This is a genomic window from Sphingobium sp. TomTYG75, from assembly GCF_054771635.1.
In genome coordinates this window covers 1-20,394 of the sequence record NZ_BSRE01000002.1, presented here as the reverse complement: position 1 = coordinate 20,394, position 20,394 = coordinate 1, and the positions used below count along the sequence as shown (strand labels likewise).

General features: G+C 61.5%; 16 protein-coding genes. 8 read left to right on the top strand and 8 right to left on the bottom strand.

Annotated elements, in window-relative coordinates; translation table 11 throughout:
- Positions 1-49 precede the first annotated feature (49 nt).
- Positions 50-364 (top strand): hypothetical protein, encoded by a 315-nt coding sequence (locus tag ACYU81_RS13855; RefSeq protein WP_460988216.1) that lies wholly within the window; start codon positions 50-52, stop codon positions 362-364.
- A 45-nt stretch (positions 365-409) separates the two neighbouring features.
- Here the strand turns inward: ACYU81_RS13855 and ACYU81_RS13850 are convergent, their stop codons facing one another.
- On the bottom strand, positions 410-1,237 hold the full coding sequence (locus ACYU81_RS13850) for a transglutaminase family protein (protein WP_460988215.1): 828 nt from the start codon (positions 1,235-1,237) through the stop codon (positions 410-412).
- Positions 1,238-1,363: 126 nt separating this feature from the next.
- Here ACYU81_RS13850 and ACYU81_RS13845 point away from each other — a divergent pair, with 126 nt between their 5' ends.
- Positions 1,364-1,627 (top strand): hypothetical protein, encoded by a 264-nt coding sequence (locus ACYU81_RS13845; protein WP_460988214.1) that lies wholly within the window; start codon positions 1,364-1,366, stop codon positions 1,625-1,627.
- Here ACYU81_RS13845 and ACYU81_RS13840 read toward each other — a convergent pair.
- From ACYU81_RS13840 to ACYU81_RS13830, 3 genes are read right to left on the bottom strand one after another with little or no spacing between them, the layout of a single operon-like run.
- A complete protein-coding gene (locus ACYU81_RS13840; protein WP_460988213.1) occupies positions 1,562-3,436 on the bottom strand; it encodes a response regulator in 1,875 nt (624 codons plus the stop codon). The two genes, ACYU81_RS13845 and ACYU81_RS13840, sit on opposite strands and share 66 nt — an antisense overlap.
- A complete protein-coding gene (locus tag ACYU81_RS13835) occupies positions 3,426-4,289 on the bottom strand; it encodes a CheR family methyltransferase (RefSeq protein WP_449469249.1) in 864 nt (287 codons plus the stop codon). The genes ACYU81_RS13840 and ACYU81_RS13835 overlap by 11 nt, the downstream gene beginning before the upstream one ends.
- Positions 4,286-7,384: a response regulator gene (locus ACYU81_RS13830; RefSeq protein ID WP_460988212.1), complete on the bottom strand. Its 3,099-nt coding sequence runs from the start codon at positions 7,382-7,384 to the stop codon at positions 4,286-4,288. The genes ACYU81_RS13835 and ACYU81_RS13830 overlap by 4 nt, the downstream gene beginning before the upstream one ends.
- A gap of 243 nt (positions 7,385-7,627) precedes the next feature.
- On the opposite strand from ACYU81_RS13830, the gene ACYU81_RS13825 reads away from it, so the two are divergent.
- Entirely contained in the window at positions 7,628-8,953 is a 1,326-nt protein-coding gene (locus ACYU81_RS13825; RefSeq protein WP_460988210.1) for an MFS transporter, read from the top strand.
- 86 nt (positions 8,954-9,039) lie between these two features.
- Positions 9,040-9,330 (top strand): hypothetical protein, encoded by a 291-nt coding sequence (locus ACYU81_RS13820; protein ID WP_449469254.1) that lies wholly within the window; start codon positions 9,040-9,042, stop codon positions 9,328-9,330.
- A gap of 115 nt (positions 9,331-9,445) precedes the next feature.
- Here the strand turns inward: ACYU81_RS13820 and ACYU81_RS13815 are convergent, their stop codons facing one another.
- Genes ACYU81_RS13815 through ACYU81_RS13800 form a run of 4 tightly spaced genes read right to left on the bottom strand, consistent with a single transcriptional unit; the run spans position 9,446 to position 14,079 of the window.
- Positions 9,446-10,234, bottom strand: coding sequence for a DeoR/GlpR family DNA-binding transcription regulator (locus ACYU81_RS13815; RefSeq protein ID WP_460988209.1), 789 nt, complete (start codon positions 10,232-10,234; stop codon positions 9,446-9,448).
- 18 nt (positions 10,235-10,252) lie between these two features.
- Positions 10,253-11,497, bottom strand: coding sequence for an MFS transporter (locus ACYU81_RS13810; protein ID WP_449469258.1), 1,245 nt, complete (start codon positions 11,495-11,497; stop codon positions 10,253-10,255).
- Entirely contained in the window at positions 11,494-12,648 is a 1,155-nt protein-coding gene (gene lldD, locus ACYU81_RS13805) for an FMN-dependent L-lactate dehydrogenase LldD (protein ID WP_460988208.1), read from the bottom strand. The genes ACYU81_RS13810 and lldD overlap by 4 nt, the downstream gene beginning before the upstream one ends.
- Positions 12,649-12,660: 12 nt before the next feature.
- Positions 12,661-14,079 (bottom strand): FGGY-family carbohydrate kinase, encoded by a 1,419-nt coding sequence (locus ACYU81_RS13800; RefSeq protein ID WP_460988207.1) that lies wholly within the window; start codon positions 14,077-14,079, stop codon positions 12,661-12,663.
- Positions 14,080-14,168: 89 nt separating this feature from the next.
- Here ACYU81_RS13800 and ACYU81_RS13795 point away from each other — a divergent pair, with 89 nt between their 5' ends.
- The 4 genes from ACYU81_RS13795 to ACYU81_RS13780 all read left to right on the top strand — a co-directional run.
- Positions 14,169-16,280, top strand: coding sequence for a bifunctional rhamnulose-1-phosphate aldolase/short-chain dehydrogenase (locus ACYU81_RS13795; protein WP_460988206.1), 2,112 nt, complete (start codon positions 14,169-14,171; stop codon positions 16,278-16,280).
- A gap of 23 nt (positions 16,281-16,303) precedes the next feature.
- A complete protein-coding gene (gene rhaI, locus ACYU81_RS13790) occupies positions 16,304-17,596 on the top strand; it encodes an L-rhamnose catabolism isomerase (protein ID WP_460988205.1) in 1,293 nt (430 codons plus the stop codon).
- Positions 17,597-17,796: 200 nt separating this feature from the next.
- Positions 17,797-19,215, top strand: a complete 1,419-nt coding sequence (locus tag ACYU81_RS13785; protein WP_460985809.1) for an ISNCY family transposase — start codon at positions 17,797-17,799, stop codon at positions 19,213-19,215.
- A gap of 262 nt (positions 19,216-19,477) precedes the next feature.
- Positions 19,478-20,394, top strand: a 917-nt coding sequence (locus ACYU81_RS13780; RefSeq protein WP_460988204.1) for an ISNCY family transposase, incomplete at its 3' end; no start/stop codon positions are given.

The following is a 20,394-nucleotide window of genomic DNA, read 5'->3' as shown; positions in this document are numbered from 1 at the left end:
GGCTGGCTAACGGTTTGGCTCATGCGTTTGACAGCAAGATGAGGGAAGCATGAAAGCATCAATTGTGGCCGCTTTGGTGATTGTCGCGGGGATGGGCCTGTCCGCCTGCTCGGAAAAGGCAGCTGACAGCCTCGAGAATGCGGGATCGACGATTGGCAATGACGTCAGCCGGGCGGTCGATCAGGCAGGAGCGAAGATCGACAATGGTCTCGATCATGCCGAGCGGGCGATCGACAGGGGCACGAACGAGATCGGTGCGGCGACGACTAACGCCACACAGGATGCAAGGCGCGAAGCCCGGGAAGCGAAGGAAGATGCGGGCGCCGCTATGGAACGCGCGGGGAATGACTTGAAGACGGATTGAACAAGTGGCGTGAGTCTCATGGCCAAGATCCTCTCGCCCGATCACTCACGCCGGAGATTGGCCCGATAACCGGCTGAGCGCTGCGGCAACATAGCGGCGGCGCTCAGGGTCCCGACTGATCTCCAGCAGGGCGCACAGGCTCCCGCGGGCGCCTTCCACCTCGCCATGTTCCAACTGCAGTCGGGCAAGCGCCCACCAGCCTGCATCATGTTCGGGTGCAACCACCGTCATGCGCTCATAAATCGAGCAGGCCCGCCATGTGTCGCTCGCCTGTTCCGCCCGAGTGGCCTGATTGAGGAGCAGGCGCACAAGTGTCATGCGGTTCGACATCGGCTCAAGGGTCGAAACGTCTTGCCTGCCCGCCGACGCGGCGACCGTGAGAAGCCCGGCCACTTGCCCGGCCTGCACCAGCGCGCCGCTGCGGAAAGGATCGATGATGGCCGTAGCCTCATCAGGCCCGATGCTGACCAGGACATGGCCGGGCGTGTTCAGCGCATGCGCTTGCCATCCGGCGCGCCGGGCGGCGGCGACATAGAGGATGGAAAGGCTGACCGGCAGCCCCCTACGACGATCCAGCACCCGGATCATGTCGCCATTCAAAGGTGCGTCGTAGGTCAGGCTATCGCCTTCAAAGCCGAACTGGCCGCTGAATATATGCGCGAGAAGGGCACCCTGTGCTGCTCCCGTTTGCAGATCATCGTCGTCGATGTCCGCCCGTTCCGCCTGGATCGCGTCGCCGATCTCGCGCAGCAGAGCCAGATAAGGTTCGACGTCGATCCCTTCATGGTCAAGAGCGCTCAGCATCAAGGCGGCGCTGTCCAGCTCGATCTCTTCGTCAGCCAGCAGGCCGATATAAGCGATGCTCTCGTTCATGCGCGCACCGGGCAGTGAGCCGCAGGCGATAGCCGATGGCGTTGCAGTGAAGAGGCAGTGAATTTTTCCATGCCCCCTACATGGTGGCTGTTGCGCGAATTTGCACCATCTATGGTAGGAAAGGGCATGGCGAAGCGGAAAAGACAATATCTGACAGCAACGATGCCGGACGGATATGTGAAGCGGATCGGGCCGACGACCGACCCCTTCACCCATTATTGGCGGATCGTTGCCGAACTGGAAAATGGCAAAACCGAAATATTCTGGGGTCATGTCAAATCGCTCGCCGAAGCGAAGAGGAAACGCACTGCGGCAAAGGAGGCCTCAAGGATGCGCGGGTGGCGCAGCTTCCTGTTCGAGATCGCCGAATTGACTGTCGAGCCCGCCTGAAACAGCCCCGCTATTTTCCTCACACAGCTTGCCACTACAGTGCAGTAATGCCTTGGGATCAAACGGTTTACTGATCAACAACCGATCCTGAAACTGTTCAGGCAGGCTTTCGCGCCCATATCCTGTGACGAAGGCGAAAGGTATCTCCCTTTCCGACAGCGCAGCCGCAACATCGTCGACCGGCATACCTTGCAGATTGCCATCCAGCAGCGCCGCGTCAAAGCCCGCATGCTGCATCAACGCCACAGCCTCTTGCGCACATCCCGCTATGGTGACGGAGGCCGCACCATCCTCCAAAATGCTGGCAATCTCCATCGCAACCAGCGGTTCATCCTCGATAATGAGGAAACTGCGCCCCGCTATCGCCCCGCCATGCACAGCCAACGCCTCTTCGCTCAGATTTATGGCGGCACTGGCAGTGTTGATGCGGCTGATCCGTGGCCCGCACGGCAGCATCATGGTCCAGCAAACCCCGCTTTCCTCATATTCCACGCTGGCCTGGCCGCCTTCCGCCTTCAGGCTGCGTTCGATGAGGGCCGTGCCAAACCCTCTGCGTGATGGTGGAGTGACGGGCGGCCCGCCGCTTTCCACCCAGCGTATCAAAAGCCGGTCCCGCTCCACCTTCCACGACAGCGAAACCGTGCCCGCCGGAATGCAAAGCGCGCCATATTTATGCGCGTTGGTCACCAGTTCATGCAGGATGAGTGCGACGTGCAAAGCCAGTTCAGGCGCCAGTTCCAGTTCCGGCCCCTCGATGGTCAGCTGCCCAAGATCGATAGCGCCAATGTCGATCTGCCCATTGACCAGTTCCCGCAGCGACGCGCCTTGCCATGTCGTGCTGCTCAGCAATGAGTGCGCGCGGGCGAGGGCATGGATGCGCCCGGTGAAGGTTGGAGCAAAATCCGACGGACCCGACGAATGCCGCAATGTCTGCACCGCGATCGCCTGAACCGAGGCGAGGGTGTTTTTAACCCGATGGTTGAGTTCTCCGATCAGCAGGCGCTGCGTATCCTCGGCCCGCTTCCTTTCCGTCACGTCCAGCACCTGGACGTTGACCGACACGAGCCGCCCCTTTCCATTGAGCAGCGCAGAGCAATAGCATTCGCATTCCAGCGTCGGTCCTTCGGCCGTCCGCATGCGCAGATGCTGGACCGCGCGAACGGATCGCCCGGCGATAAGGTCACTCATCAAGGCGTCGAAGGTAGCCTCGTCTTCCGGGTCGATCCATTTCAGCTCGTCCGCCTTGAAGCCAGCGACTTCGGGCGCCCGCCATCCAAACAGCCGCTCTGCCCCGTTGGACCAGGCCACGATGTGCCGCCCGGCATCGAATTCGATGATCGCCAGCGGCGAATTGTCACTGTGGGCATGCAGCCGGGCGAGCGCGGCGGCAATCTCGTCGCGCTGCCGGGCCAGTTCCTGACGCTGCTCGAATAGCTCGACGAAAACCGCCGTCTTGTTACGCAGGATATGCGCGTCGACCGGCTTCAGCAGATAATCGACCGCGCCTGCCTCATACCCGCGAAAGCGGCGCCGTTCATCGGTCGCGACCGCCGTCAGGAATATGATCGGGACCCTGCGTGTCCGTTCGGTGCCGCGCATCAGTTCGGCGAGTTCAAAGCCGTCCATGCCCGGCATCTGCACGTCCAGCAGGGCCAGCGCGACATCATGCACCAGCAGCAGCTCGAGTGCCTGCACGCCAGAACGCGCCTTGAGCAGTTCGACGCCTTCCCCGGCAAATAGGGCATCCAACGCCGTCAGATTTTCCTCAACATCATCGACAGCCAGGATCTTGGGCTTTTCAGGCGGCATGGCGCAGATCCTCCATATCCTTGACGTTCCGGCGGTAGATTTTTTCAGCCTCGTGGAAGTCGGCAAACGCTTCGGAATATCGGGAAAAACGTAGCGTTTCCTTCGACCCAAGCCCCAGGAACCCGCCGCGCACCAGCGATCCGCCGAACAGCCCAAGCGCACGGTCCTGCAATTCCCGATCGAAATAGATCAGCACATTGCGGCTCGACACCAGCTGCACTTCGGCAAACACTTCGTCACTGGCGAGATTATGTTCGGCGAACACCGCGCGGCGGCGCAGCGTCTTGTCGAACACCGCCGCGCCATAGGCTGCGGTATAATAGTCGGACAGCGATTGCTTGCCGCCAGCCAGCCGGTGATTTTCCGTGAACTGCGCGATCCGGTCGAGATCATATATCCCGGCCTCGGCCTTCTTGAGCGCGGCGGGGCTGATGTCCGTGCAATAGAAGATCGTGCGATCCTCCAATCCTTCTTCCCGGAACAGGATCGCCAGCGAATAAAATTCCTCGCCATTGGCGCAGCCTGCGATCCAGATCTTGAGCGATGGATAGGTGCGAAGATGCGGCACCACCATTTCCCGCAAGGCCCGGAAATAGGCCGGATCACGGAACATCTCGCTCACCTGAATGGTCAGGAAACCCATCAGGTCGGCAAAAACCGCCGGGTCGCGCAGCAGCAGATGCTGGAGTTGCGACAGGCTTTCGCATTCATGCCGTTGCTGCGCGCGAGCAAGGCGGCGATGCAACGAACCACGCGAATAGCCGCGAAAATCATAATGATAATGCCGCCACAGCGCCTCCAGCAGCAAATCGAGTTCCAGCTCCTCGTGGGGTGCGAAAACCTCCTCGCTCATCGCGGCATCCACACGCGCGTGAGGCTCAGCAGCTTATCGACATCGAGCGGCTTGGCGAGATAGTCGTTCGCGCCCGCGTCCAGGCAATCCTGCTGGTCGCGCGCCATCGCCTTGGCGGTCAGCGCGATGATCGGCATCTGCCGACCCCATGGCTGCGAGCGGATTTCGCGCGTGGCGGTCAGGCCGTCCATCTCCGGCATCATCACGTCCATCAGCACCAGATCGACCGGATCGGAAAGCCCGCGCGCCGCCTCGTCCAGCGTCTGGAGCGCCTCGCGCCCGTTGCGCGCGATCCGCACCTTAGCCCCGTGCGGCTCGAATATGGAGGTGAGGGCATAGACGTTGCGAATATCGTCCTCGACCACCAGGATTTCCCGCCCATCCAGCGCGGCGTCGCGGTTCAATGACTTGGCGATCAGCGCCTGTTGCGGTTCGGGCAGGTCCGACACGACCTGATGCAGGAACAGCGTCACCTCATCCAGCAATCGCTCAGGCGACTTCGCGCCCTTGACAATGATCGACTTGCTGTAGCGCCGCAGCCGCATCTCTTCTTCCGGAGCGAGATCGCGCCCGGTGTAGACGATCACGGGCGGGAAGCCGACGGCTTCGTCAGCGCTCAGACGCTCCAGCAGGTCGAGGCCGGACGCGTCGGGCAGGTTGAGGTCCAGCACCATGCAGTCGAATGTTTCGCGGCCAAGCAGTTCGAAACATCGCGCGGCGGAATGCGCCTCCACCGTTTCGACATCGCGCGACGCCAGCAGCAGCTTGACGCTTTCGGCCTGCTGGGCATCATCCTCCACCACCAGCACGCGGCGCATGCGCTGCGCCATGCGTGCTTCCAGCCCTTCGAGCATCTCGACCAGCGCGTCGCGCTTCACCGGCTTGAACAGATAACCGATGGCGCCGCTTGAAAGGGCTGCCTGACTGTCATCATCCACCGACACCACATGAACTGGGATATGGCGGGTGCGCACGTCCCGCTTGATCCGGTCCAGCACGGACAGGCCGGTATGATCGGGCAGGTTCATGTCCAGAATGACGGCATTGGGCACATATTGCCGCGCCATCAGAGCGCCCTCATCCGCGGTGCTGGCGATCAGGCACTGAAAATTTAGTTCGTGCGCCACATCGCAGAGGATTTTGGCGAAGACAGGATCATCCTCAACGATCAGGATGACGCGGGCGTCCCCAGACAATCTTTCGCGATCATCCTGCGCAGCGGGGCCTCGGCGCGGGCGGCTGGGCTTGGGATTGGATGGCGCGGATCGGAACTGCTCGGCAGGCCGTATCCTGTCCGCCGCCGCCGCCGCCACGCCGTCATATCGCTCGGGCAGGATCAGCGTGAAGGCGCTGCCTTCGCCTGCGGTGCTTTCCACCTGCACTTCGCCGCCCAGCAACCGGGCGAGTTCACGCGAGATGGAGAGGCCAAGGCCAGTCCCGCCATATTTCCGGCTGACCGTGCCGTCCGCTTGGCGGAACGCTTCGAAAATCACCTGCTGCTGCTCGGCCGGGATGCCGACGCCTGTGTCGCGCACGGTAAACGCAATGCGCCCATCGGGCGTGCTGTTCACGCTCAGCTTGACCGATCCGCGCTCGGTGAACTTGATCGCGTTCGACAGGAAATTCTTCAGTACTTGCTCGATCCGCTGAGGATCGCTTTCCATCTCGGCTGGCGCGTTGGGGGAGGGGCTTGCGTCAAAGGTCAGCCCCTTGGACTGGGCGGAGGGCGCGAATATCGCTTCCATCTTCTCGGTGAGCGCGCGGATGCTGATGCGGCGGGGCTGCAATTCCAGCTTGCCCGCCTCGATCTTAGAAATGTCGAGAATGTCGTTGATCAAGGTCAGCAGATCATTGCCCGACGTTTCGATCGTCTCGGCGTGGCGGACCTGGTCGGGGGAGAGATTGCCGCCGCGATTTTCGGCCAGCAACCTCGCCATGATCAACAGCGAATTCAATGGGGTGCGCAGTTCATGGCTCATGTTCGCCAAAAACTCGGATTTATAGTGGCTCGCCTGTTCCAGTTCGCCAGCTTGGTTCTCCAGCGACCGCTGTGTGCGCGTCAGGTCGTCGCGCTGGATTTCCAGCTGCCGCGCCTGTTCTTCCAGCTGGGCATTGGTCTGTTCCAGCTCCGCCTGTTGTGTTTCCAGCCTTGCGGCCGATTCCTGCAACTGACGGCTTTGCTGCTCCAACTCCTCATTATTGGCGCGCAGCTCCTCGCTCTGCGCCTGCAATTCCTCCGCCTGCTGCTGTGTTTCCTCCAGCAATTCGCGCAGGCGCGCACGATATTTGCCGGAACGAATGGCGACGCCCAACTGCCCCCTGATCCTGTCCAGCAACGCCAGCGCATCGCCATCGGCGTCCTTGGGAAGTCCGAGTTCTATGACGGCATTGATCGTGCCGTCAGCCTGCGTGGTACTGATCAGCAGGCTGTCCGGTTTCGATTGGCCCAGCGCCGATCCATAGGACAGATAGCCCTCGGGCACATCTTTCAGGAAAAAGCTGCGGCGATCACTCACCGCCTGTCCGAGCAATCCGTCTCCCACCGAAAAGCGTTCGGGCAGGGGCGCATCGGCGGGAACGGCGTAGGTGGCGTAGCGGCGGAAGCCTTCGCCATTGGCGATATAGAGCGCCCCTGCCTGCGCCTTAAGATAATCGGCCATGAACGTAAGAGCGCTTGACGCCAGCGTATCCAGCGGCTGCTCCCCGCCCACTGCCTTGGCAAGGCCGACTTGCCCATTTTGCAACCATTCCTCCCGCGATATCGCGAGCCGGTTGCGGATGAACAGGACGCCGACAATCGCCAGAATCCAGCAGGTCACGCCCGCCAGCGAACGGTTGGTGATGGCGACTTGAGAATCGACACCGACCGGGGCGAGGGTGAAGCCGACGATCATCAATAGTGTCGCGGCTGTTGCAACAACGATCGGGACTAGTGGACGCCGGGCAACATAGGACAGCACGAGCGGCAGCAAATATGCCACCCATACGGCGGTTCCCAACGGAAAGATTATATCGGCGAGAAAGGGGAGCGCGAGCAGGACGGCCAACGCCGCATAAAGCCCGGCCTGCGTGATCGACGATTTGATTTGCTGCATTTTAAAAAAAGAGCCCCTGTTACGCTCCAAGCGCACAGGAAGCTCGCTCCCCCCATTAGACCCATTCCGTGATCGAACATCCAGACCCTGCAATACAGGGCTATTAATTCCATCCCGGCGGTCTCCAACGACCCAAGCGAATATTGGTTCCCCGATAATCAGGCTTTACCAATTCACGCCCTTGTTCACTCGGGCCGTTCGCCTCTATGCAGGCGTCTTGGAGCAGGAAGGGCAGGAGGGGCTATGCTGACCGGGACGAACGAACCGGCCGTTGCGGCGACATCTGGCGTCAGCAAGCGCGAACTACGGACGGTCGTGGGCGCCAGTCTGATCGGCACGATGATCGAATGGTTCGACTTCTTCATCTATGGCGTGGCTTCGGCGCTGGTGTTCAATCGACTGTTCTTCCCGTCTTTCGATCCATTGACCGGCACGTTGCTCGCCTTCTCGACCTATGCCCTCGGCTTCCTCGCCCGGCCGCTCGGCGGCGTGGTCTTCGGCCACTTCGGCGACCGGATCGGGCGCAAGACGCTTCTCATGATCAGCCTGCTCACCATGGGCCTGTCGACCACGGCCATCGGTTTGCTGCCGACCTATCAGCAGATCGGAACCTGGGCGCCGATATTGCTCGTCCTGCTCCGGCTGCTCCAGGGCTTCGCCGTCGGTGGGGAGTGGGGCGGGGCGGTTCTGATTGTGGCGGAGGTCGCGCCCGCTTCGCAACGCGGTTTCTGGACCAGCTGGCCGCAGGTAGGCGCGCCCGCAGGCAATCTACTGGCCGCTGCCGTATTCGCCACATCATCCGCACTGCTGACGGAAGCGGACTTCATGGCTTGGGGCTGGCGCATCCCGTTCCTGCTGTCGATCGTGCTGGTACTGGTGGGTTGGTGGCTCCGCCGCGCCGTTTCGGAAAGCATGGTTTTCGCCCGCGAAGCGGCCGCAGGCGGCGTCGAGCGCTTCCCGGCCGTAGAGGCAATCCGGCGCAAGGGCCGCGCCCTGCTCACCGGAGCCGGGCTCCGCTTTGGTGAGAATATCTGCTACTATGTCGCCGCGACCTTCTCGATAACCTATTGGACCGAAATAAGGGGCGGTGACCGGTCGCTCGTCCTTAACGCCGTGCTGATCGGCTCTGCCCTTGAATGCCTGACCATGCCCTTCTTCGCCGCACTGTCGGACAGGATCGGACGCAGGCTCGTATATGGCGCGGGCGCGATATGCGTTGCAGCCTGGTTCACGATCTTCTTCTCCCTGCTGGACAGCGGAACGATCTGGACCGTCGGACTGGCAATCACCATCGCGATGGTAGCGCACGGCGCTATGTATGCGCCCCAGGGCGCGATGATCACCGAACTTTTCCCGACGCGCCTGCGCTATTCGGGCGCCAGCATCGCTTATCAGGCGACCTCCATCGTGGCAGGGTCTCTCGCCCCCATCATCGCCCTGTCATTATACAAGGTGAGCGGCGGAACGGGCATGGTCGCCGCCTATGTGATAGGTGGTCTGCTCCTCACCCTGATCGCCGTGGCTGCCGCTCCCGAAACGCGCGGAGTGGATTTGAACAGCGTGACCTGATGAGAGCGACGCTCTTCTTCTTCTAGGCTGGTGACGGAACAAGCTGAAGGTCCAGCTGTTCAATATCCACCTGGAGGAGGTACAAGATGGCCGAAGTACATAAAGACCCCTATACCGGAGACCGCGTGGTCGTTCACAAGAGCAGCGGCGGGCGCACTGTTGCGATCGTGCTGGTCGTCATTCTGGCAATTGTCGGCATCCTGTTTGCCACTGGATTCTGGAAGGCCGACGTATCTGGCGGCGATGTTCCGGAAGTCAGCGTGAAGGGCGGTGAGCTTCCCAAGGTGGACGTCGATTCCAAGGCAGTAGTCGTTGGCTCCAAAAAGGAAACCATCGACGTCCCGACCGTTGGCGTGAAGGACAATGGCGAGGAGTAATCCTCGCCCGATCAAGCATTTTTGAATAGATAAACGGGCGAGATGCCGCGATGGCCGAAAAAGCTGTCGGGATATCTCGCCCGCTCTGTTCTATGATAGCATGCAGCACTGGTGATCAAACTTCAGCGATGATCACCCTCACCCCGGCTTTATCCAGCATTGCCATCGCTGCCGGTGCGACGCCCGGGTCCGTCACGACGATATCCACCTCATTCAAGCCGCAAACGATCGCGCCCGATGAAGAGGTGAATTTACTACTGTCGACCAGCAATATCACCTGTTCCGCCCGATCAATCAGGCGGCGTTCGGCGGCAACCAGAATGACATCCTGTTGCATCACCCCCTGTGGCCCCACCGCCGCCGCGCCCATGAAAAGCTTTGGCGCATGGAAACGCGGCATCGATTCTTCACCCGCAGGCGCGAGAATGATGTTCTGCTCCCTGAACAATGTCCCGGAAGGCAGCAATATCTGCGTTCCCGACTGAGGCAGCAGCGCATTGGCGATGTGAAGCGAATTGGTCAGCACCGACAGGTCCAGTCCACCGATATGCGGGCACATTTGCAATGTGGTCGTGCCGCCATCGATCATGATGCCTTCGCCATGCTGGCATAGCTGTGCGGCGGCGCGGCCGATCGCCTGCTTTTCCGACAGATGCTCCGTAATCGACTGGGCAAAGGGGGTGCCCGCGAGCCGGGCGGCGCCTTCAGGCTTGCCGCCATGGCTTTCCGTCAACCTTGCACCACCACGAACGCGGTGGATTACCCCCTCTTCCTCAAGGCGGGTCAGGTCGCGGCGGATGGTGGCGGGGGACGCTGCAAGCCGCGATTCAAGAGCGCGATAGCTGACGAAGCCGGTAAGGCCCATTGCTTCAATGATCAGCCTTTCGCGTTCTTCCGCGTGCATTGTCCCCAAACCCCTTGATCAGGCAGCCGCCCGTTCAGCTTCAAGCTGTTCCAGCGACTTGCCTTGGTTACGTGGCGCCCAAAGGGTGCCGATGACGCCGCTTATGACGAGGAAGCCTGTCAAAATCCACGCCAGTGTTGTGAAGCCGGTAGCGCTCAGCATCGGCACGAAGAAGCTGAATATGCCAAGGCTGATGCGGACGATGGCGAAACATAGCCCCTGCGCCGTGGACCGCAGCATCGTCGGGAACATCTCCGAACTCCACAGCTGGAAGAAGCTCTGCGCGCCGAAACCGCCGCCGAACTGGAGCAGGAACACGTAGAGCAGCGCCACCGGGATAGTCAGCGGGAAGATGGCGAGCAACGCCATGCCGACGATCTGGATGACCGCGGAAATCGCGAACATCGTGCGCTGGTTCACCTTGTCGGCATAGCGCATGAAGACGAGACCGATGGAAACCATGCCGATCGCAAAGGACAGCGCCTGGATCGCAACCGACTGCGCCTGTGTGGCAGCGCCAACCGTGCGCAGGATATAGGGGAAGAAGAAGCCGTTGGTTCCCGCCCACAGGTTCCAGAAACCATACATGCCAACCAGCCCCAGGATGGAGGCGAGATATTTAGGCTGGAACAGCGTGGACACCGGCAATTTGGGTGTGCCTTCCTTCTGCGCGGCTTCCCAGCGTTCGGATTCCTTCATGCGTGACCGCAGGAAGGTAAGGCCAAGGGCAATCACCAACAGATGAGCAAAGACGATGCGCGCGCCCAATTCGCCAAGGCTGGTCAGCGCCAGGCTCAGCAGCAGCACGACCACCGGGCCCAGATACCACAGCACCTGCGCGACGCCTGAATGCTTGCCGCGTCGGTCATCGGGCGCCTGCTCCGCGATCAGCGACCAGGATGCCGGGATGTCGGCGCCAACCGCGACGCCAACGATAAGGAAGCCGACCACGATCATCCAGGGCGCGAAGGCAAAGACCAGCAGCGCCATGCCGACCGCGTAGACGAGCATGTCCCACTGATAGATTTTTTTCCGGCCCAGCTTGTCGCACAGCCGCCCGCCGACATAGGCGCCGACGCCCGCGCCGATCGCGTTCGGGCCGAACGCACCGATCAGGCCGATGAAGTCGTTCGACAGCTTATAATGTTCCTGCCAAAGCGCGAGTGCGGCAGAGCCTGCAACGATCGAACCAGCGTCGATATAGTTGGCAAGACCCGCAAGGATCGTATCCCGCCAATTGTCCTTCTGTGCTCCCGCACTCATTTCACGTCCCTCCCGGCCAAAATGCTCTGGTCTATGTCGGCGATATTGGAGCAGCCGGTGAGCGCCATCGCCACGCGCATTTCGGCTTCAATTAATTGCAGCATCTTCGTAACGCCCGCTTCCCCCTGCGCGGCCAGCGCATAGGCCCAGGCCCGCCCGAGCAGCACGCCCTTGGCGCCCAGCGCCAGCATGCGCACCACGTCCAGACCCGATCGGACACCGCCATCGGCCAGCACGGTCAGCTTGTCGCCAACTGCCTCGGCAATCGGGGGCAGGGCGCGGGCCGTGGACAGCACGCCGTCCAATTGTCGCCCGCCATGGTTGGACACGATGATCCCGTCCGCGCCCAGCGCAGCGGCCTCCCGCGCGTCCTCGGGATCGAGCAGGCCCTTGATGATCAACGGCCCCTTCCATTCCGATCGGATGAAATCCAGATCGCGCCAGTTGATCGACGGGTCGAAATTATTGCGCATCCAGGCGAAGAAATCCTCGATCCCGGTCTTGCCCTTGAGCACGGGAGCGACATTGCCCAACGTATGGGGACGGCCGCGAACGCCCACATCCCATGCCCAACCGGGCTTCATGGCGGCTTGAGCGGCACGCCAGATCGCACCCTTCAGGCCGTCCGCTCCGGCAAGCCCGCTATGATAGTCGCGATAGCGGCTACCGGGCACCGGCATATCCACGGTGAAGACAAGCGCCGAACAGTTGGCTGCCGCCGCCTGGGCCAGCAGGTCCTTCATAAAGGCCCGGTCTCGGATCATGTACAGCTGGAACCAGAAAGGACGCGATGCCGCGCGTGCGACTTCGTCGAGCGAACAGGCGCCTACGGTTGACAGGGTGAAGGGGACGCCAGCGCCTTCGGCCGCCTTAAGCGCCTGGCATTCGCCCCGCCGCGCATTCAGCCCGGCAAGCCCGATCGGCGCGAGCGCCACCGGCAGCGCCAACTTTTGCCCGAACAGGTGGGTCGAAAGATCGAGTTCAGACACATCGCGCAACACCCGCTGGCGAAGCGCGATATCGCTCAGCTCGCTCACATTCTTGCGTAGCGTCACTTCGGCGTACGAACCGCCATCAATATATTCGAACAGGAACCGGGGCAGGCGGCGACGGGCCGCCTCGCGGAAATCGGCAACGCTGGCTATCGGCATTCGCGGAAACCTTTAAGAAACCATCTCACCAATCCCAGCCAACCAACTGGAACGGTAAGAGGAAATATCCTGATCCAGCGGTTTGACAAGGCTGAGCGATCCCTGCGGCTTCAGGCTCGGATCGATCAGGCGCAGCGCACCGAAGGACACATCATTATGGGCGTTGGCGGTATAGACCTGCATTTCGGGCCGCAGCGAAGCCAGAGCCCGCACGAACACCTCCGCATCGGCAAAGCGTCCCTCGACCAGCAGTCGATCGCGTGAGCCGATCAGGTCCAGCATCGTGTCGGCCACCAATGCGGCATATAGGCAGACCGCAGCGCGCCGCTGATACCAATCTTCCGGCCGTGCGATCCAGTTGCCGCTGCCGGTGGGGTAGGGGCCAAAGCCCTGCGCCAACGTCGGCAGCAACATCGCACCCGATTGTACGACCTCGGACACAGCGGCCAGCAAGGCTGGTTGATCGGGTTTGATATCGACGCGGCGCGTGTCAAATTCGATCACCGTCTCGATTTCACGGCCACCCATGAAGCGGGCCGAGGGCACGGCGCATCCATAGGCATCGACGTTCACCAGGCAATCGCGTCCTTCGGCAAGGCTGCTGGTCGCCAAAGCTTCTTTCGGCAAGCGCATCGCGATGAACCAGGTGCCGGTGGACAGGATCGTTGAATCGCCTTGTGCGATCTCGTCAAATCCGCGCGCGGCAAGCAGCGCCGCGTTGGAATCGTGCAGCCCGGCAAGAACGCGGATATTGGGAGAAAGGCCGGTGCGCTCCGCCAGCTCGGGCCGGATAGTGCCCAGGCTGTCCGCCGCCTTGACCAGCGGCGCAAAGCGCGCCGCCCAGCCGAGCCGTTCGGCCAGCGGCGAGAAACGGGCCTGATCGGGCGTCCATAGGTCGCTGTGGCAGCCGAGGCTTGTCACTTCCGTCGCTGCGGCGCCCGACAGGAACCAGCCCCAATATTGAGCCCAGGGCAGCAGTATCGCCGCCGCCATCTCGGCAGGGTAGAGGCGATCAAGCCAGTAAAGTTGCGACCCGATATTAAGGCCGTCGGGCAGGGCGGGCGAACCGGTGATCGCAAAGGCATCGCGTTCTTTGCGATAGGCGTCCATGATCTCGCCCGGAATAGACTGCTCATAATCGAGCGGTGCGAAGGCAAGTTCATCGCCGACAAGCGCGGCCACGCCCGCGCCATGCGCGACGGGGACGATCACTTCCACGGGACTCGACGCGTAGCGCGACAGTGATTCTGTGAGCCAATCGGCAATGCCCGCAGTGTCGAGGCGGCGAATCCCGTCCTCGATCCGCACCTCGTTCGGGCGGACCTGGCGGTCCAGAATCTGGCCGTCACGTGACCAAAGGGACACTTTGCTCAGCGTTTTGCCGATATCGACGATGATGGCGAAGCCGCGGTTCAGTTCGTCCTCCCGCATGAAACTTTTCTCATATTGTTTGATCGAATATGATCGATTAGTAACGCAAAGGATTGATAGAGGAAAGCGCAAATGATAATAGGAGCGCCATGAACATGCAAAATCCAGTCTCGTCGGCGGCCATCCCCTTTGCCGTCCCCTCCAGCCGCTGGGATGACGGCGTTGCCGCGACTCTCAGCCCTGCCGAATTGCTCCTCTATCGGTCGAACCTGCTCGGTTCGGACCTGACGGTGACCAATTTCGGCGGCGGCAACACCTCCGCCAAGATTGTGGAGACCGATCCGCTGACCGGCGCGCAGACGGAAGTGCTGTGGGTAAAGGGTTCCGGCGGCGATATCGGCTCGATGAAGCTCGATGGCTTTTCAACACTCTATCAAGAAAAGCTGCTAGGCCTTGAGAAGCATTATGGCGGCCCCGACGACGACGACAAGATGGTCGGTTACCTGCCCCATTGCACGTTCAACCTGAACCCCCGCGCCGCCTCCATCGACACCCCGCTGCATTCGCTACTTCCTTTTGCACATGTCGATCACGTCCATCCCGACGCGATCATCGCGCTGGCCGCTTCTTCCGGTGGCGAAGCCGCGACCAAGGAAATCTGGGGCGGCAAGATCGGCTGGCTGCCGTGGAAGCGTCCCGGCTACACGCTGGGCGTGCAGCTGCGCGATTATGTGAAGGCGAACCCAGGCGTCGAAGGCGTAATGCTCGCGGGTCACGGCATCATCTGCTGGGCCGACAGCGCCAAGTCCTGCTACGAACATACGGTCGAGCTGATCGCGGATGCGGCGAATTATCTGAACGCCAAGCTGTCGCAAAAGCCTGCCTTTGGTGGTCAGGTCGTTGCTCCCAATGCCGATCGTGCGGCGATCGCCGCCGACCTCATGCCCCGCCTGCGCGGCCTGATGACCGGCGCGCGCACCAAGGTCGGCCATTATTCGGACGACGCCGAAGCGCTGGAATTTGTCGGTTCGGCCGAGTTTCTCCGCCTTGCAGGGCTGGGCACATCCTGCCCCGACCATTTCCTGCGTACCAAGATCGCGCCGCTGCCGCTCGATCCTGCGAAGTTGCAGGACGACGTCTATCTGGCGGAGCAGATCGCGGCCTATCGCGACATGTATGCGGCTTATTATGAGCGTTGCAAGCGGTCCAATTCGCCCGCGATGCGCGATGCCAACCCGATCGTCGTGCTGGTGCCGGGCGTCGGCCGCATCACCTTCGCCGGTGACAAGACCACCGCGCGCCTGGCTGGCGAGTTCTACGGCAACGCGATCAACGTCATGCGCGGCGCCGAAGCGATCGGCGAATATATCGCGCTGGACGAGCAGGAAGCGTTCGACATCGAATATTGGCTGCTGGAAGAAGCAAAGCTCCAGCGCATGCCCAAGCCCAAGCCGCTGGTCGGCAAGATCGCCCTGGTGACGGGTGGCGCGGGCGGCATCGGGGCCGCGACCGCCGCGCGTCTGCTGGCGGACGGCGCCTGCGTCATGCTGGCCGACCGTGCCGCCGACGCGATCGAGGAAGTGCGCGCTGGTTTCGCCAAGCAGTTCGGCAAGGATGTGATCCGCGCCGCCGTGTGCGACGTGACCGACGAAGCGCAGGTCCAGGCCGCGTTCGATAATTGCGCCCGTGAGTTCGGCGGCCTTGACATTCTGGTCGCCAATGCGGGCATCGCGTCGTCGGCACCGATCGAGGAAACCACCGTTGCCCTGTGGCGCAAGAATTACGACGTGCTGGCCGAGGGCTATTTCCTCACCGCCCGCGCAGCCTTCCCGCTGATGAAGCGGATGAAGGAGCAGGGCGGCGCATCGATCGTGTTCATCGGTTCGAAGAATGGCGTTGCCGCTGCGACCAACGCGTCGGCCTATGCGTCGGCCAAGGCAGCCGCCAACCATCTGGCGCGCTGTCTGGCGCTGGAGGGCGCGCCCTTCGGCATCCGCGTCAACACGGTGAACCCGGACGCTGTCATCAAGGGCAGCAAGATCTGGGACGGCGACTGGCGCAAGGAACGCGCCGGTGCGCACGGCATTGACTCGGGCAAGGAGCTGGAGGAGCATTACCGCCAGCGTTCGATGCTGAAGCGCGACGTGCTGCCGTCCGACATCGCCGAAGCGGTTTACTTCCTTGCCGGCGACATGTCGGCCAAGTCGACCGGCAACATGATCAATGTCGATGCGGGCAACGCCCAGGCGTTCACGCGCTGATCGGCAACGGAGAGGCTATCAATATGACCAACCTGCCCATATCCGCTGAGCTGATCGCGGAATCCAATGCCCGCGACGCGCAAGCACTGGAAGAAGATTATGCCGCGCTCGGCCGCAAGCTGTCGCGCACCGGCATCGACATCGACGCGATCAAGGACCGCGTCGCGGGCTTTTCCGTTGCCGTGCCCAGCTGGGGCGCGGGACGGGGTGGCACCCGCTTCGCCAAGTTCCCGATCGCGGGCGAGCCAACCAACATCCATGAGAAGCTGGAAGATTGCGCCGTCATCAACCAGCTGAGCCGCGTTACGCCACGCGTCTCGCCGCACTTTCCCTGGGACAAGGTAAGCGATTACAAAGGCCTGCTCGAGGAAGCTCAGAGCCTTGGTTTGGGTTTTGATGCCGTCAATTCCAACACTTTCCAGGATCAGCCCGGACAGGCTCAGACCTACGCCACGGGATCACTGTCCTCGACCGTGGAAGCGACCCGCCAGCAGGCCGTCGAGCATAATATCGAGTGCATCGAGATTGGCCGCCAATTGGGTTCGACCGACCTAACCGTCTGGGTCGGCGATGGCACCAACTTCCCGGGCCAGCAGGACTTCGCCCGCAGCTTGGACCGCTATCTGGAAGCGGCTGCTCAGGTCTATGCGGCACTGCCCGGCGATTGGCGGATGCTGCTGGAACATAAGATGTTCGAGCCGGCCTTTTATTCGACGGTGATTTCGGATTGGGGTTCGTCCATCCTGGCGGCACAGGAACTAGGTCCGAAGGCCAAGTGCCTGGTCGACCTTGGCCACCATGCGCCCAACGTCAATATCGAACAGATCGTGGCGCGCCTGCACCGCTTCGGCAAGCTGGGCGGCTTCCACTTCAACGACAGCAAATATGGCGACGACGATCTGGACAGCGGCTCGATCAATCCCCACCAATTGTATCTGGTCTTCAATGAGCTGGTCGAGGCGGAAATGCACCCGCGCGACGGGTTCAACCCCAGCTACATGATCGACCAGTCGCACAATGTGACCGACCCGATCGAATCCATGCTGTCGTCTGCCGAGACGATCACGGCTTGCTACGCCAAGGCGCTGCTGGTCGATCGCGACGCGCTGCACGCCGCGCAGGAAGGCAATGACACAATGATGGCGTTCCAGGCGCTGCGCCGTGCTTATAATGTCGACGTGGCACCGATCATCGCCAAGGCACGGTTGGAGGCTGGCGGCGCGATTGATGTGCTCGCAACCTACCGCGCCAGCCTATGGCGCGAGCGCAAGGCGCAGGAGCGCAAGCCCGTCGGCTTGGGCGCGGGGATCGTCTGATCTGAAAATTTGAAAGGGCGCGGTCAGAATATGACTGTGTCCTTTCTATCATCTACCCCTTCCCATTCAGATTATATTTAACATAAGATATATTATCGAATAAATTTCGTGTAGCAGCAACGTTCAAATGTCACAGTCGCGCAAAGTAGAGATGTCTCACTTGGGCTACCGTGCCCTCCGGCTGTTCGGAGGTATTGAACATGGCGGTGTTGCAGATGAGTACCGAGGAGCTTTCGCGAGTTGAGACGCTGATGCATGTGGTTTCGGGCCGCATGACGGTCACTGAAGCAGCGCGGCTTATGGGTATCAGTCGCCGCCACGCGCATCGACTTCTGACACGTTATCTCGAGGACGGCTCATCCGGGGTCGTTTCGCGCCGGCGCGGTCGACCGAGTAACCGGCGTTTGGACGATGCTATTCGCGATCAGATTGTCGCGTTGGTTCGGTCGTGTTATAATGATTTTGGTCCCACGCTGGCCGCTGAGTACCTGGCTGAACGCCATGATGTCCGCATTTCGCGGGAGAAGCTGCGGCAGATCATGATTGAGGCTGGCATCTGGAAGGATCGCCAGGCTCGGCGCCCTCGCCCATATCAGCCACGTTACCGCCGGGATTGCCGGGGTGAACTGATCCAGATCGATGGTTCGAAGCATTGGTGGTTCGAGGATCGCGGGCCGCAATGCACCCTGCTCGTCTATATCGACGACGCGACGAGCGAACTGATGCACCTCAGGATGGTCGAGAGCGAGAGCACGTTCGCCTATATGGAGGCGACGCGCGCGTATATCGAACGGCACGGCAAGCCGGTGGCCTTCTATTCCGACAAGCACAGTGTTTTTCGAAACGCCAAGGCCAGCGCGGCGCGCGGCGATGGCATGACGCATTTCGGGCGGGCGCTGGATGCGTTGAATATCGAGATCATCTGCGCCAATTCGCCGCAGGCCAAGGGCCGGGTGGAGCGTGCCAACGCCACCTTGCAGGATCGCCTGGTCAAAGCGATGCGCCTGGAAGGCATCTCGTCGATCGACGGTGCCAACGCTTTCCTGGACAGCTATAGGACCAGGCACAATGAACGGTTCGCCCGCCCTGCCTTCGATGCCCGCGATCTGCACCGCCCCCTCGCCCCGCATGATGATCTGCGCTCGATCATGGTCTGGCGTGAGCAGCGGACGGTGACGGCGGCGCTGACGCTGCATTACAACAAGGCGATGTTCATTCTGGAGCCGAACGATCTCGCCAGGAAGCTGGCGCGCAAGCGGGTGACGATTTGCGAATATCCCGACGGCCGACTGGAGATCGAGCATGAGGGCCATGTCCTGCCTTATCGCCAGTTCGACAAGATGCGGCAGGTGAACCAGCCTGCGATTGTAGAGAACAAGCATCTGGACGCAGCGCTGCTGCTGGCCAGACAGATGCAGGCGATCATGCCGCATCATCGTAAACGCAACAACGATGCCCCTGCCCGCCGTGACCAGCCAATGCATCTCTTCCCCGAACCGGCACCGCCGCCCAAGATCGACCGCCGCAAACTGGGTGGCTCGAAGCTCAAGCGCGGTCCCAGGCTCAGTGACGAGGCGTTGCGTGAACGCGGCACGCTCGCTTTCGTGCAAAGGACATGACCGGGCCCACTGCAGGGCAGCGGGTCCATGGTTTACTAACCCCAGGTCAGCGCATCAGCAGGGTCTGCGCTGCGCTGTGTCGATGGCTCCACGCAGCCCCTGCTGTTACCCAACCTGTGACATCTCTATATGGCGGAAATAGGGACTTCTCTACATGGCAGGAACATTTCGTGTAGCAGCAACGTTCAAATGTCACAGTCGCGCAAAGTAGAGATGTCTCACTTGGGCTACCGTGCCCTCCGGCTGTTCGGAGGTATTGAACATGGCGGTGTTGCAGATGAGTACCGAGGAGCTTTCGCGAGTTGAGACGCTGATGCATGTGGTTTCGGGCCGCATGACGGTCACTGAAGCAGCGCGGCTTATGGGTATCAGTCGCCGCCACGCGCATCGACTTCTGACACGTTATCTCGAGGACGGCTCATCCGGGGTCGTTTCGCGCCGGCGCGGTCGACCGAGTAACCGGCGTTTGGACGATGCTATTCGCGATCAGATTGTCGCGTTGGTTCGGTCGTGTTATAATGATTTTGGTCCCACGCTGGCCGCTGAGTACCTGGCTGAACGCCATGATGTCCGCATTTCGCGGGAGAAGCTGCGGCAGATCATGATTGAGGCTGGCATCTGGAAGGATCGCCAGGCTCGGCGCCCTCGCCCATATCAGCCACGTTACCGCCGGGATTGCCGGGGTGAACTGATCCAGATCGATGGTTCGAAGCATTGGTGGTTCGAGGATCGCGGGCCGCAATGCACCCTGCTCGTCTATATCGACGACGCGACGAGCGAACTGATGCACCTCAGGATGGTCGAGAGCGAGAGCACGTTCGCCTATATGGAGGCGACGCGCGCGTATATCGAACGGCACGGCAAGCCGGTGGCCTTCTATTCCGACAAGCACAGTGTTTTTCGAAACGCCAAGGCCAGCGCGGCGCGCGGCGATGGCATGACGCATTTCGGGCGGGCGCTGGATGCGTTGAATATCGAGATCATCTGCGCCAATTCGCCGCAGGCCAAGGGCCGGGTGGAGCGTGCCAACGCCACCTTGCAGGATCGCCTGGTCAAAGCGATGCGCCTGGAAGGCATCTCGTCGATCGACGGTGCCAACGCTTTCCTGGACAGCTATAGGACCAGGCACAATGAACGGTTCGCCCGCCCTGCCTTCGATGCCCGCGATCTGCACCGCCC